This window comes from Undibacterium sp. Ji22W (genome assembly GCF_049340305.1).
Taxonomy (GTDB): domain Bacteria; phylum Pseudomonadota; class Gammaproteobacteria; order Burkholderiales; family Burkholderiaceae_D; genus Undibacterium.
The window spans coordinates 1,490,228-1,504,787 of record NZ_JBMPOU010000001.1; the positions used below are offsets into that span (position 1 = coordinate 1,490,228).

Consider the following 14,560-nt stretch of genomic DNA (forward strand, 5'->3'; position numbering starts at 1 on the left):
ACCCTATGAAAAAAATCGCATTAGCACTTGCACTCATCGGCACAACCAGCAGCGCTCACGTTTTAGCACAAAATCTCGACCTTAATCCTTCTTGGTATGTCGCTCCTAGTGCAAATTACACCAATACAGACAATCGTTTTGGCATAACAAAAGACGGCCAAGGTCTCGGTCTGCGTTTTGGTAAAGCTGTTAACCAAAGCTGGGATGTTCAATTAGGCGGCATCAGTGCTCGTACAAAAGAAGCTGGCACGACATACAAGCAAAACTTGATGAGTATCGATGCTTTGTACATGCAATCGCGCGAAGCTGTGCATCCATTCTTGTTATTCAGCGTTGGCGGTCAACACGACAAGTTTTCTAAACTATCCTCAGTCAAATCTAAGAGTGCACCATTCCTCGGTGCCGGTATCGGTTTGCAAGCACAATTGACTGAACAGTTAAGTTTGCAAGCAGATGTGCGTCGCAATATGGCGTACCTTACTGGTCTTGAATATAATTTCAAAAGGGCTTACACAACTTACGCATCGGTCGGTCTGAACTACTTTTTCGACAAAGTTGCAAAACCTGTGCCAGTCGTTAAAGAAGAACCAAAACCAGAACCAATCGTCGAAGTAAAAAAAGAAGTTCCACCGCCAGCACCACCACCGGCACCAAAATTTGAAAAATACACTTTGTCGTCGACAGAATTATTTGCCTTTGATAGCGCCGTATTAGCGAGCTCTCAACCAAAATTAGATGAAATCTCGAAAGCATTAAAAGAAACACCGAATGTTTCCAATGTTGTGATTTCAGGTTTCACTGACCGTTTAGGTTCAGACAAATACAATTTGAAATTATCTGAGAAACGCGCAATTGCTGTACGTGATTATCTGGTCAGTAGTGGTGTCGCTGCAGGCCGTTTGAACGCGGTCGGTAAAGGTGAAGCGAATCCGGTAGTCACTTGCAACAACAAAAAACGCACAGACTTGATCAAATGCCTTGAGCCAAATCGCCGGGTAGAAATCGAACAAATGACTTTCGAACGTCGCGTAAATTAATTCACTGAATTGAGCACGAAAATTAATTACGTGGATTAAATTACTAGTTCAGTTTAATCAAGAAAAAAAGGCGCGCAATTCAAATTGCGCGCCTTTTTTTGCCAATTTAAAAGAAAGTGAACATGAATTACTGCGCCGCTTTTCCTTTCACGCCGGCACAATAATCTTTCGCTTCGGTCGCCTCAGTGAACCAGTACAGATCAGCGACGCCTGCCTTTTTAATATAGCTAGCCACATCAACGTTGCCCGCCTGCACTTCTACAATTTGTAGCACCATCACCTCAGCACTTGGCTGTTTTTTTCGTAAATGCCAAGGGGCGCCAGTTTCCGCACGTACGTGTTCTCCGCCAGCGATCAGCATCGCGGCTGGCGTCGCTGCCATTGCCGATGCCATACTCGCGTCTTTCGCTAATTGTATGTGCAACATCGGCATCAAGGTCTCACGGCTTTGCATGCCACAATGCGACGCAAATATCTGGTCAAGCAAATAGTTTTTCAACGCTTCTGGTGGATTGATGGCGGTAGAGAATCTAGGGACATCGACAAAATTCTTCTCGCCATTTTTATAGACGCTAGTAATAAATTGCCGATCAATATTCCCAGCGGCCAAAGCAGAATTTTTCAATGCTTCTTGAAACGACGGTGAATAAGCCGCCCAATCCCAGCCACCTTTTGTAGGCCAATTAAGGGTACTTTTCATGTGCTCCAAGGTATCTGTTGGTTGAAGCTGAGCAATCGCGGCTTCGTGACTACTATCCAACATTTCAAACACGACACGTCCTTGCGGCACTTGCGTTGGAGCTTTGAACCGCTCTTGAATTAGACGTTGTTCGAGTTGATGATGTGTAGGATTATCGTGTTTTTCGCCAACGAAGACATATCGATATTGCCGTACTAAATCGAAGGCCCGTTGCTCTGTAACATATGCAGCCTGTGCATTCACGATCTTACCGGACAATGGATGTTGAACTGGCGAAAGATTTTGTGCTTGTGCTGCAAAAGGCAGAAAAGCAAAACAAAACATCAGAGAAAAAATAGCACGCATAGTCATCTTTCAGAAACGAAAAAATCACTATATCGCAGCTAATTTCTTACCGCAAGACAATAAAATATAGAGAAAAGGTCAGGGATTTTACACAAGGAATGAGATCGATGCAGTAGGCAAACAATATCGGTGTGCTGCCCGGAACGAGCCGGACAATGCACACCTGCCTGCCATCATACATATCGGTTGTATGTACAGCAGATGTTCCTATTGTAAAGTTTCAGTATGACGAGTGTATGACACATCTGCGAACGAACCAATCAGATTCGTTCGCAAGTTTTTTACGGCAATGTCGCTACATTCACGCTCGGCGCAATGCCTGTTGCGGGGCGATTAAACGTTTGTCCCAAGGTGACATAATTTGCGAAGAAACCACCATTTCGCATATAGAATTTTCCGTTTTCCAAGCCACCGGCAAAATCCATACGTTGTTTGTTTGCAGCAGTTGCATCGCCGTTGAATTGGCCTTGCGTGACCTCACTCCACACACCAGACGTATTGCGTGCCCACTGATTTCCAACCAATACTTTGCGCCCCAAATAGCCATTCGTATCAATGAAATTCTCAAGGAAAGAGTGATTCCCAGTTAAATAGGTCGTTGTACTAGGACGTTTCCACGTTGCGATAAAACGCCAAGACGCGGTCTCTGGAGCATAAAACCAGGCAGAATATAAGGTACTGCCTGCCCCATCGGGAATAGCGCGGGTGATAAATTTGTAGGTATTTCCAGCAACCCAGTTATATACCAAATAACTCTGCCCACCGGTGCCTTCACCACCAAAGCTATTGTCGACGACCCCAGTACCTTTCCTCACCAGAGTCGTTTTACCACCATTATCAGCATCCCAGACAGAAAACAAAATCCAACGCTCAGTGGTGGACTTAACCTGTATGCCCATATAGCCCTGCGAAAAGCCATTTGCCATGAAGTAGGAACCAATCTTATCTTCGCCCGCCGGAATCGTCATCTCGTTATAGAAATACTCGGTATTTGCCGGTGTGCTGTAACCAAAATTAACCGATGGGCCACGACGCGACCAATAATAATTCGCCGCATCGTCTGCATAATTCATTCCGCTAGTTGCTGCTGTCCCGGCAATTTTTACAGCGGAGACATCACCAAAATACCCACCGTTTTTGCTGACGCCCTGCAAGTCCACTCTGACATATCCCGGTGCGGCAATATTGACAGTACCAACATCATAGGTTTTAGAATTCGACCCACTTAAATTAACGTTATAAGCAGTCCCATTAATACTCACTTTGACGGTGCTTGCGGTCGAACCGGACAAACGTGCAACTAATCCTAATTTCAATTGCCCTGTTTGTGTCAAACGAAAATAGACGCTGGTGATCGTCGATGCGTTCGTCCAATTCGCCAAACCATTGTCATTGATAATTTCCCCTGCGCCTGTACCTGCGCTCGTAATAAACGCATTACCTCCTAAATTGACCGTGGCGTTATAGGCGGTTGCTGGTGGCGCCATATTGTCACTTGCACTCATCTTTTGTGCGTCTGACTGCCCACCACACCCGATCATTGCCATAGCAATCAACGCTATGAATCCCATCTTTTTGCTTTTGTTCATTTACATCTCCCTTGAGTTTTCTGAATGTGAAAATAGAGTTGATCCGCAATTTGGGCTATCAGCCGAACGCGGCACTGACAAAACGCCATTTGCTTATCAATTCAATATTTTCTTTTTTTATTGTAGGGAGGGTAAAAAATCACTGCCAGCGATATATTCTTGACGGCTCATGTACAAAAAATAACGGAAGTGTAGAAAAATGCAGAAAATAAAAAAGCCCGCAAGAAGCGGGCTTTTTTATTTAAATCTAGTGGGGTGGACGATGGGGCTCGAACCCACGACAACAGGAATCACAATCCTGGACTCTACCAACTGAGCTACGACCACCACTGAATTCAACTTAACGATGTTGCCATCAAGCGAGCCTCGCATTATACGAGAAATTGTCAATTCAGGCAAATGTTTTCAAAATTCGATTCGTGGGAGCAGAATGACTAATCAAAAAGGCCAATTTTCGCGGTTGCAGACCGAGATAAATTCAAAGCAAAAAAAACCCGCTAAAATTTAGCGGGTCAATATCCTCTCAAGGACAGGATTACAACAAACTCAACAAACATCTTCAATATAGTTAATCCTGCCTGCCGCAATCGGATTTATTACAATTTATTACGAGTTCAGCAAATTTGAAACATCTCATCACACCACATCAGATAAAACCCAACGACTAAGTAGCGTTTGCAGCCTGTACTTTGAGCATTGCTTCCCATAACAACTCAGGATTACCAGAGGCAAGTTTTTTTGTATCTGACAAGGTTTGACGAAATGCGCGAGCACCAACCAAGCCGAAAGTTAATCCTAGCATATGACGTGTAATGCTATTTAATTTTAGGCCTTTACCATTATCACCATATTTTTGAAGCTGGTGTGCGATGTAGGGCAACATGGCTTTCACGACTTCTTCACGCGACTTCACGGCAGTATCGTCGCCATAATAGCGGGCATCAAAACTACTCATTATGTAAGGATTATGATAAGCCTCACGTCCCAACATGACGCCATCGACTTTTTGCAAATGCAAGTCAATTTCTTCCAATGTTTTTATCCCGCCATTAATAATGATTTCCAGCGCAGGAAAATCTTTTTTCAACTGATATGCGTATTCATATTTAAGCGGTGGTACTTCACGATTTTCTTTAGGGGATAAACCTTTCAAGATCGCATTGCGTGCGTGCACAACAAAAGTTTTGCAACCTGCATCTGCAATCTGTCCGACAAAATCACGCACAAATGGATATGAGTCGACATCATTAATTCCGATTCGATGCTTAACTGTGACGTCAATATCAACCACATCTCGCATCGCTTTTACGCAATCGGCTACAAGCGTTGGTTCAGCCATTAAGCAAGCACCGAAGGCGCCCTTTTGTACGCGTTCTGAAGGGCAACCACAATTTAAATTAATCTCGTCGTACCCCCATTCTTGGCCACGCTTTGCTGCAAGTGCCAGATCAGCAGGCTCACTCCCGCCGAGTTGTAAAGCAACCGGGTGTTCTTCCAAATTAAAATCCAGATGACGGGCAATATCACCATGCAAAATAGCGCCAGTTGTTACCATTTCGGTATACAGCCAAGTATGACGAGAAATATAGCGATGAAATAAACGACAATGGCGATCAGACCAATCCATCATGGGTGCTACAGATAAGCGTCTACTTGGCTTTACGGGGCTTTTCTCTATGACAGACTTCATTTATTCAACAATCAATCTTATTTAAACTTAATCAAACTTATGCGTTTTTGGAGGCGCACTACGGATCTATTACGGATTTTTCAGCGCATAAAAATGGCTAAGGGGTCGCAGATATCCGCCGTAAGGGGCGTAAGTCTATCAGCAAATCCTTTCCAACAAAAGACAAGGTACGGATGTGAGCACAGGAGGTTGAAACCCAGATGAACGCATTACAGTTAAAGATGCATGTAGTTTGACTGGAATTACTGTTAACAAATAATTGAACGATACGTGAAAGAGATTAGTGGAAACACGCCTTTTCGCTAAACAAAAACGAACTTGCAAAGCTTTATAAGCGCGACCAGCACACATCATTGCCACGCATCGTAAATTTCCCGTTTTTCATCCTGCTTGGCAGGACTATGTCTGTTTCCGCACAGAACGATATCGTGCCAGATCCGATACTTAAAAAGAACCATCCACAGAATCTGACCATGACTATCTTAAGCAACATGCGCCCCAATGTGGAAACTGCAGATGTGCGGACACCACCTAAGAAGCGCCGCACCGCGTTTTTGTCACCCCATGCATGGCGGCAATTTATTGCTGTCGCTAAGCCTTACTGGCTGGGCGAAGAATGGAAGGCAGCCTGGATCCTCTTGGTGCTGCTGATCGTGTTAATGCTGTTTGAAACTAAGTTCGCAGTCATGCTGAACGATCAGGCTGGCGAGATGACTTCAGCATTGGCGGCAAAAGAAGGCGTACGCTTTTGGGCATCCATGCGCACCTGCCTGATTGTGCTGGTATTTGCAGTGCCCACTTACGCTTTTTACTATTACATGCGTGACCTATTTGCGAATCGTTGGAGACTCTGGCTCAGCGGACGCTTTCTCGACGGCTATCTTAAAGATCGTAGATACTATGCACTGGGTGCAAACAGCGATTTGGATAACCCGGACCAGCGCATCAGCGAAGACATTAATACCTTTACAGGTAGGTCCATCAATTTCCTGCTCATTTTTTTGGGATCTGCCATGCAGCTAGTGGCATTTAGTACTGTGCTATGGTCGATTTCGCATTTGCTGGTCGGCGTATTAGTGATGTACGCCCTCATCGGTACCGGTGCTGCACTTTATGCATTCGGCAATCCATTGATTCACCTAAACTTTTGGCAACTGCGACGCGAGGCGGACTTCCGTTACAGCCTGATGCGTGTACGCGAAAATGCCGAATCGATCGCCTTTTACCGCGGCGAAGCTCAGGAACGCGCGCATATTGACGGCAAGCTTCACCGGGTGATCCAAAACTACGACAAACTGATCAAGAAGCAGCGTTCTCTTAATCTGTATCAGCGCACGTTCAGTCAACTTACTTTGGTGTTGCCGGTGGCAATACTTGCCCAGCAAGTCTTATCCGGCGAGCTGGAGGTAGGGAGAGCGACGCAGGCGGTCGGGGCATTCGCTGCCGTGCTTGGGGCGGTAGGGATGATAGTGGAAAACTTTGAGAGCCTGAGCCGCTTCGTGGCTGGCGTTGGACGCCTGCAGGCGCTATCTGACCTCGTATTGCCGCCGTTAACACCAGAATCAGCAACTGAGGTCGAGTCCGTGCGAATTCAACTTCGTCTTGGCACACAGCTCGCGCTAGAATCACTCACACTGCGTCCGCCGCACTCGCAGCGTGTGCTTATCAAGGATCTGAGCTTGGTATTGCAACGCGGTGAAGCGCTGCTTATTACCGGGGACAGCGGTTGCGGCAAAAGTTCGCTATTGCGGGCGATTGCCGGATTATGGAACACCGGTAGCGGCCTCATCCATCATCCGCCGTTGGCGGATTTCTTCTTTCTGCCGCAGCAACCCTATTTACAGATGGGTACGCTGCGCAGCCAATTGATCTACCCTAGCGTGAACTCTGAACTAAGCGACAAGCAATTGCTAGAGATTCTGAGTCAGGTGTATCTACCGCAATTGTCCGAACGAGTAGGTGGTTTATCTGCGGTAAATGACTGGGAGAAGCTATTGTCTGTCGGCGAGCAGCAGCGCATTGCTTTCGCACGCGTTTTGGTCCATGCGCCTAGCATTGTCATTCTCGATGAGGCAACCAGTGCGCTTGACAGTGCCAATGAGTCGGCTCTGTATGCGCGTCTACGCGAGAGCGGCGTTACACTGATCAGTATCGCGCATCGGCCCGCGGTACTGCAGTACCATACCCATGTTCTGCAGTTGCTCGGTGATGGAGCATGGAAGCTGCATGAGGCAAGTGCTTACCAGTTTGACACAACATTTATCAATTTGGACAACCGTCACTCGAAGTAACAGTCTCAACAAACGAAAATGGGTTACTTCTCGGCTGTACTGTGACGCCCTCCCCCCTCTGTTGACCTACTTATTTTCGCAAGATTGCGAAGTAGGGTTAATACATTATCGAAGTCCGCATTAAAAATGCCAATTGATGCCAATCACGCTGAGAACCGCATGGCTTATAGATTTTTCTCATTTTTAGCTATTACAAATAGCAAGTTAGAGACTGTAAATACCCACATAAAATTTCATTAAATGCAATTAATAGTTAGTTATTATTATGGTCAAAGCTAGGCTACTGGATTAAAAACTTGATCCAAATAAAGCGTTTTACGATCGCAAGTGGCAGCACAGTAATTAAATCGAATGAATTCCCTCGATTTTTAACAACGCCAATGTAGAAGTTAAGTTTTGTCTACGAATTAGGGGAAGTCCTTGTTTCGTACAAAGATTATTTCGCAATGCACGATGTCAAATTGATTGCAACCAATTTTTTGACACCGGCTCCCTTCATCCGACGCTATAAAAGCGACGAAGCATCTGGAGCCCGGTTACCATTTTTTTGGTTAGCTAATAGATTTCGGTAGCGGCAAAACGCACTGCATTGATTAACAGTTCTGCGCTTGGGGACATTAAGTAATTTTGCTTTGTAATAATTCCGAAAGCGTCCATCTTGCATGGCAACTCGATGGGCAAAATACTTAATACATTCAAGGACGCATAATATTTAGCGACTTCGATAGGCATAACACTTAACGAATCAGTCTCGCGCAACAAAGCACCGATAAAAAGCAATGCGGTCGAATCGACAGCATTAATCGGCGGCTCTAAGCCTGCACGCCGGAACATCATATCGCAACGATGGCGCAAGATACTGCCATGCGGAGGCAAAATCCAGGGCAAATTTGAAATGTCTTTAAGTTGTAAATTTTTGCTCTTCGCGAGTGGATGCCCGACCCGTACGACCGCGCAGGCTGGCTCATCGGTGAGTTCTTCGTAATTGAGTTCGGCGCTGTTTTCTCTTTCTATAATGCGACCAACCACGAAATCTAGTGTGCCTCTTTGCAGCATATCGAGCAGGATATTGCTGGTTTCCATATGCACTCCGATACGCATCAAAGGGGCTTGCTGTTTAATACGAGCGATTGCTTTTGGCAACAAGCCCATACCCGGAGTCATAATCGTACCGACCTCTACTTGCCCGGTAAGACCCGCCTTGAGCGCGACAATATCATCATGCGCTAGAGACAAATTATTCAGTGCCATACGCGCATGACGTATCATGGTCTCGCCATAAATCGTCGGTTCCATGCCGCGTGGCAGGCGTTCAAACAATAAGACGTTCAACATTTCTTCCAAATCTTTGAGCTGTTTGGAAGCCGCCGGTTGTGTCATATGCAAAGCATCGGAAGCGCGATGAATATTGCGATGGTCATCCAATGCGATCAACAGCAAGAGCTGGCGGGTTTTTAAACGGGCTTTTAAAAACCAGTTGGGATTCAGTTTGTCCACGAGTAAATTCATAGGTCGTTAATGACGAAATCATACCTTATGCCAATTGCGCGCATGACTTTTGCAGTATTTTCGTAGCATTTATGGAGAATAAATTTCCCGGACTTAGTAATTTGTGTTGTTTTAGCCTGTCGACCTTTGCACAAAGTTAATAACTTCCACAATAGCAAGTTCATAAGCGCCTAGCACCGACTTGCATCAGGCGTTGCACCACGCAGAAAATTAAGAGCAAAGCGCCTATCACGATCTTGGTCCACCAGGAACTTAGCGTGCCATCGAAAGCGATTAAACTTTGTATTGTGCCTAGTACAAAAACGCCAGAAAGTGCGCCCGCAATATAGCCCACGCCACCGCTGAGCAAAGTGCCACCTATCACAACTGCCGCAATCGCATCTAACTCTGCGCCTTGTGCATGCAGCGCATAACCAGACAACATATAAAACGAAAACACCACACCCGCCAGTGCCGCACAAAAACCGCTAAATGCGTACACCAAGATTCTATTTCTAGCGACTGGCAGCCCCATCATCAACGCCGATTGCTCGTTGCCACCTATCGCATATACAGTGCGGCCAAAGGCTGTGTAATGCGCAACAATGATGGTCACAACTAACATCAACAGAGCGATCACTACACCGGGCGAAATGAAAGCGTCCAACACCGTAAATTGCATGTGGGACAAAGACACGAACCATTGATCTTCAATCGTGATGGAGTTGATACTGATCAGGTAGCAGATACCACGAGCCAAAAACATGCCCCCCAGGGTGACGATAAAAGCTTGCAATTTGAAGTAATGAATCATGCCCCCCATCACCGCACCGAACAGCGCCCCCAGAAACAAGACGATAGGAATCACAATCAATGCGGGCCACTGCCAGCTTTGCAAAAAGTAAGCGCACAGCATGGTACTTAAAGCCATCACCGAACCGACGGACAAATCGATACCGCCAGATAAAATCACCAAGCCCATGCCGGTGGCAAGTATCAGTAAATAAGCATTATCGATTAAGAGATTGCAGAGTACCTGTACCGAAAGAAATCCCGTGTAAGCCACACCACCGGCGACCAACATCAAAAGCAACAGTGATACCGTTACTAAGGACGTGAAGTAAGGCGCATTTAGCAAATGTCGAACGAGACTGGAAGAGGATTTCATCAACGCTTACACCTTTCCATACGATAAATTTGAAATTACAGATTTAAAGCAACGCTGCCATAGGGATTTGAATTCTGAACTCTGCGAAATACATACGGCAAACACCACCAGCGCTTTCACCACCATATTCACTTCAGGTGCGACGCCGATAGAGTAAATAATCGACGTCAAAGTTTGAATGATCAGTGCGCCGATCACACTACCCGCCAGACTAAATTTGCCGCCCCCCAAAGAAGTGCCACCCAGAGTTACTGCGAGTATGGCATCGAGCTCTAATAGCAAGCCAGCGTTATTCGCGTCGGCACTTTTGATATTGGCACTGATCATCAAACCCGCCAGACCTGCACAAGCACTGCAAAACATATAGGCGAAGAAAATCAGTGCCGTAGTTTTGATGCCGACCATGCGAGCGGCGATCGGATTGATTCCTACTGACTTAATAAACAACCCTAAGGCCGTTTTTTGCATCAAGAATGTGGTTAACGCAAAGACCGTCAACACCACAGTCACAGAAAATGGCAGGCCAAATAAATAACCGCTGCCGAGAAAAAAGAATGGCGGGTAATACACTGTGATGATCTGACCATCGGTCAATAGTTGCGCCAAGCCACGTCCGGCCACCATTAAAATCAAAGTCGCAACAATGGCTTGTAAGCCAAGTACGCCGACCAAGAGTGCATTCCAACAGCCACACAATAATGCCACGCCGAGCGCCGCGCACAATGCCCAGCCCATGGGGATACGGCTAACATACTCAGGTACGCCATTGTGCATCATCAAATTACCGCCGACCAGCATTGCAGCGACCGTGCCAGACAAGGCGACCACGGCGCCTACCGAAATATCGATGCCGCGTATTGCGATGACCAAAGTCATACCGATCGCCGTTATCATCAAAGGGGCCGCGCGATTCAAAATATCAATCAGGCTGCCATACAAATGTCCGCCTTTCATTTCTAATTGAAAAAAGCCCGGTATCGCAATCAAAGCGATCAACAGTAAGGTAAACAATGCGGCTAGCGGGCGAAGCAGTGGTTGCTGAAAAGTTTGCATGAGCCAAGATGGCGTCGGTAGTTTGCTGGGCATTTCTGGGCGGCTGTTTATACTGTGGTTTGAATTTCGGTTTGGATTTCTGCTGAAGCGATTACCGTCATTTTCTATCATGCCGCTTCTCCCGCGATCAGCCGTAAAACAGTCGTCTCATCAAGGTCTGTTTTTTGATATTCACCACATGTTTTGCGCTCACGCATCACAACGATCTTATCGCTATACTGCAAAACTTCCGCTAGCTCAGAGGAGATAAATAATATCGACAATCCCTGCTGACATAATGAACGCACATAGTCCATAATTTCTTGCTTGGCACTAATGTCGATACCACGCGTGGGTTCATCGAGTATCAATAATTTTGGATTGGTAATCAGCCAGCGCGCCAACAAAACTTTCTGTTGATTGCCGCCGGACAAACTTCCGATCGCAGTTTCCATATTCTCGGTTTTGATACCCAATTTATCGATATACGTTTGCACCACCTGCGCTTGCTCACTATCGGAAATCGCATGCAATAGGCCGCGTTGCACTTGCAAGGCCAGCATCATATTTTCACGCACAGAAAGCGTCAACAAAGCACCTTCGTGTTTGCGGTCTTCCGAACAGAAAGCGATCCCTTGCCGTATTGCGTGTTGGGGTTTAAAAAAGCGATGTTGCACACTTTGTATCTGCATGCTGCCACTATCAGCAATATCTGCACCAAACAATAAGCGCGCCAGCTCGGTACGCCCTGAACCGAGCAAACCACACAATCCCACGACTTCACCGCGGCGTATGCTGAGATCAACCGCTTGCAATGCGCCACGACGACCTAGCGCATGCGTTTCCAATAAAATTTCTTTGTCAGTCGCCGGTATTAGCTCGGCAACAGTGTTGACTGGCACATTTCCTTGATCAGTAAGTTGCTGCGGATTCGGCACGCCCAGCATACGATTAATCAGCTCCAAACGCGGCAAATCGCCAGTCAGATATTCGCCTTCACGCTCACCATCTCGCATCACCGTAATGCGATCAGAAATCGCGTAGGTCTGCTCGAGAAAATGCGTGACAAATAGTATCGCCATACCTTGTTCACGCAAGCGCCGCAGCACGGAAAATAGCTGTTGTACTTCATGTTCATCGAGACTGGACGTCGGTTCATCCAAAATCAATACTTTGGCCGAAATATTCAAGGCACGAGCAATCGCTACCATTTGTTGTATCGCTAACGGATAGTTTTCTAACTTTTGTTTGACGTCAATTTCTAAACCTATTTCCTTCAGCACTTGCTGCGCTTGCTTCTGCATAACGCGCCAGGCGATCAGGCCAAAACGCTTGGGATAGCGTCCAATAAAAATATTTTCTGCAACCGATAAATTGGGGGAGAGATTCACCTCTTGATACACGGTACTGATGCCAAGATTTTGCGCATCCATAGTCGAACGCGCTTGTATCGCTTTTCCGTCTAATAAGATGTTGCCATGATCGGGCGTGTATACACCGGTGAGCACTTTAATCAGCGTCGATTTACCCGCACCATTTTGCCCCATCAAAGTATGTACTTCGCCCGCGAACAAACGCAAACCTGCGTGATGCAATGCGCGCACGCCTGCAAATGATTTGCAAATGCCTTGTAGTTCCAGCACAGCTGTTGCACTTGTCGTATCCGCCACCATCATGCACTCGCCCTGGCTTGTTTGCGCACCTGCGCTTCAGCAAAGCGTCGTAACTCGTCTTCAGTTTGTGGCTGCAGTGTTGGCACTGGTTTTGGTTTGCCGTTTTCATCGACCGCCACCATGGTGAAGAAACAGCTATTCGCATGACGTACCGTTTGCGCCTGAATATTCTCTGCCAAAACCTTAATGCCTATCTCCATAGAACTACGTCCGGTGTAATTTACCGAAGCTAAAAAACTGACCAATTCACCGACATGAATTGGCTGTAGAAAAGTGACTTTATCCACCGATAGTGTGACCGCATAACAGGCAGCGTAACGCGTCGCGCAAGCGTAGGCGACTTGATCCAAAAATTTTAGGATCGTACCGCCATGTACATTGCCAGCAAAATTCGCCAAGTCAGGCGTCATCAATACCGTCATCGTTAATTGGTGTTTGGAGAAAGGCATAATGTTGGGAGAGTTTTCTAATCAAGTAATTCAATTGCACAAATTCACAATCAATAGTGACGAAATCAATACTGACCAAATCAATACTTACGATTTGGGAATTCTTTGACTGCCACTTCAGCGGGAAACACGCCTTCCAAAGTGGTGATACGTTTCTGTACGGTTTTGCCTGCCACCACATCGGCAGCCAATTGCATCAATTGCGGCCCGAGCAAAGGATTACATTCCACTGTCACATTCAGTTTGCCCGCGATCATCGCTTCAAACGCGCCTTTGACGCCGTCGATAGAAATCACCAAAATATCCTGACCGGGTTTCAAGCCCGCTTCTTCTATTGCCTGAATCGCACCAATTGCCATATCGTCGTTGTGCGCATACAGGACCTGGATATTCTTTCCCTGTGCCTTGAGAAACGCTTCCATCACCTCCTTACCTTTGGCACGCGTGAAGTCGCCAGTTTGCGAGCGGATGATTTTCAATTTTGGATTGACAACGATCACTTGTTCAAAGCCCGACTTGCGATCAAGCGCAGGTGCAGAACCAACCGTCCCTTGTAGCTCTACAATATTGATCGTGGCATTCGACATTTTTTTGACTCGCTCTAACAGCCATCGACCTGCGCGTCGCCCTTCTTCGACAAAATCAGAACCAATAAAGCTAGCAAATAGACTGGGGTCACTCACTGTCACAGCTCGGTCAGTCAAGATCACGGGAATTTTCGCTGCCTTTGCTTCGCGTAAAACGGTTTCCCATCCTGATTCCACTACGGGCGAAAAAGCGATCACATCAACTCTTTGTGCGATAAACGACCGTATCGCTTTGACTTGATTTTCTTGCTTTTGCTGAGCATCAGCGAACTTCAATGTGATGCCCGCTTTCTTTGCGGCATCTTTGATGGAATTGGAATTAGCGGTACGCCATTCGCTCTCGGCACCGACTTGAGAAAAGCCCATCACCAAAGGTTTTTGTGCCCAACTGGTGGTACTAAAAGCGCTGCTAAGCAGCACCGCACTCAATATAAAAGCACGGCGTGCATTTTTTGAAAATCGCATGACTCATCTCCTGATTAAGGACGGATCAAGACTGACCCCTCACAAT

Annotated in this window: 11 protein-coding genes and 1 tRNA gene; 2 read left to right on the forward strand and 10 right to left on the reverse strand. The window is 46.4% G+C overall.

Features of this window, described 5'->3' with window-relative positions; all coding sequences use genetic code 11:
* Window positions 1-5: 5 nt before the first annotated feature.
* Complete coding sequence (locus tag ACO0KW_RS06405; protein WP_423051731.1) at window positions 6-1,037, forward strand: OmpA family protein; 1,032 nt, start codon at window positions 6-8, stop codon at window positions 1,035-1,037.
* Between the two features lie 127 nt (window positions 1,038-1,164).
* Here the strand turns inward: ACO0KW_RS06405 and ACO0KW_RS06410 are convergent, their stop codons facing one another.
* The 4 genes from ACO0KW_RS06410 to dusA all read right to left on the reverse strand — a co-directional run bounded on the left by ACO0KW_RS06410 (window position 1,165) and on the right by dusA (window position 5,361).
* A complete protein-coding gene (locus tag ACO0KW_RS06410; RefSeq protein ID WP_423051733.1) occupies window positions 1,165-2,082 on the reverse strand; it encodes a ChaN family lipoprotein in 918 nt (305 codons plus the stop codon).
* Window positions 2,083-2,363: 281 nt separating this feature from the next.
* Window positions 2,364-3,671, reverse strand: coding sequence for a DUF3472 domain-containing protein (locus tag ACO0KW_RS06415; RefSeq protein WP_423051735.1), 1,308 nt, complete (start codon window positions 3,669-3,671; stop codon window positions 2,364-2,366).
* A gap of 251 nt (window positions 3,672-3,922) precedes the next feature.
* Window positions 3,923-3,998 (reverse strand) — tRNA-His (locus ACO0KW_RS06420).
* 337 nt (window positions 3,999-4,335) lie between these two features.
* Window positions 4,336-5,361: a tRNA dihydrouridine(20/20a) synthase DusA gene (gene dusA, locus ACO0KW_RS06425; protein ID WP_423051737.1), complete on the reverse strand. Its 1,026-nt coding sequence runs from the start codon at window positions 5,359-5,361 to the stop codon at window positions 4,336-4,338.
* A gap of 401 nt (window positions 5,362-5,762) precedes the next feature.
* On the opposite strand from dusA, the gene ACO0KW_RS06430 reads away from it, so the two are divergent.
* Window positions 5,763-7,652 carry an ABC transporter ATP-binding protein/permease gene (locus tag ACO0KW_RS06430; RefSeq protein WP_423051739.1) on the forward strand — a complete coding sequence of 630 codons (1,890 nt, stop codon included), beginning with the start codon at window positions 5,763-5,765 and terminating at the stop codon, window positions 7,650-7,652.
* A gap of 555 nt (window positions 7,653-8,207) precedes the next feature.
* Here ACO0KW_RS06430 and ACO0KW_RS06435 read toward each other — a convergent pair.
* The 6 genes from ACO0KW_RS06435 to ACO0KW_RS06460 form a co-directional block, all read right to left on the reverse strand.
* Complete coding sequence (locus ACO0KW_RS06435) at window positions 8,208-9,149, reverse strand: LysR family transcriptional regulator (protein ID WP_423052001.1); 942 nt, start codon at window positions 9,147-9,149, stop codon at window positions 8,208-8,210.
* Window positions 9,150-9,321: 172 nt separating this feature from the next.
* Window positions 9,322-10,308 carry a galactofuranose ABC transporter, permease protein YjfF gene (yjfF, locus tag ACO0KW_RS06440; protein WP_423051741.1) on the reverse strand — a complete coding sequence of 329 codons (987 nt, stop codon included), beginning with the start codon at window positions 10,306-10,308 and terminating at the stop codon, window positions 9,322-9,324.
* Between the two features lie 6 nt (window positions 10,309-10,314).
* Complete coding sequence (locus tag ACO0KW_RS06445; RefSeq protein ID WP_423051743.1) at window positions 10,315-11,394, reverse strand: ABC transporter permease; 1,080 nt, start codon at window positions 11,392-11,394, stop codon at window positions 10,315-10,317.
* A 74-nt stretch (window positions 11,395-11,468) separates the two neighbouring features.
* Window positions 11,469-13,016: a sugar ABC transporter ATP-binding protein gene (locus tag ACO0KW_RS06450; RefSeq protein ID WP_423051745.1), complete on the reverse strand. Its 1,548-nt coding sequence runs from the start codon at window positions 13,014-13,016 to the stop codon at window positions 11,469-11,471.
* A complete protein-coding gene (locus ACO0KW_RS06455; RefSeq protein ID WP_423051747.1) occupies window positions 13,013-13,462 on the reverse strand; it encodes an acyl-CoA thioesterase in 450 nt (149 codons plus the stop codon). The genes ACO0KW_RS06450 and ACO0KW_RS06455 overlap by 4 nt, the downstream gene beginning before the upstream one ends.
* An 80-nt stretch (window positions 13,463-13,542) precedes the next feature.
* A complete protein-coding gene (locus ACO0KW_RS06460) occupies window positions 13,543-14,514 on the reverse strand; it encodes an ABC transporter substrate-binding protein (RefSeq protein WP_423051749.1) in 972 nt (323 codons plus the stop codon).
* Between the last annotated feature and the right edge of the window lie 46 nt (window positions 14,515-14,560).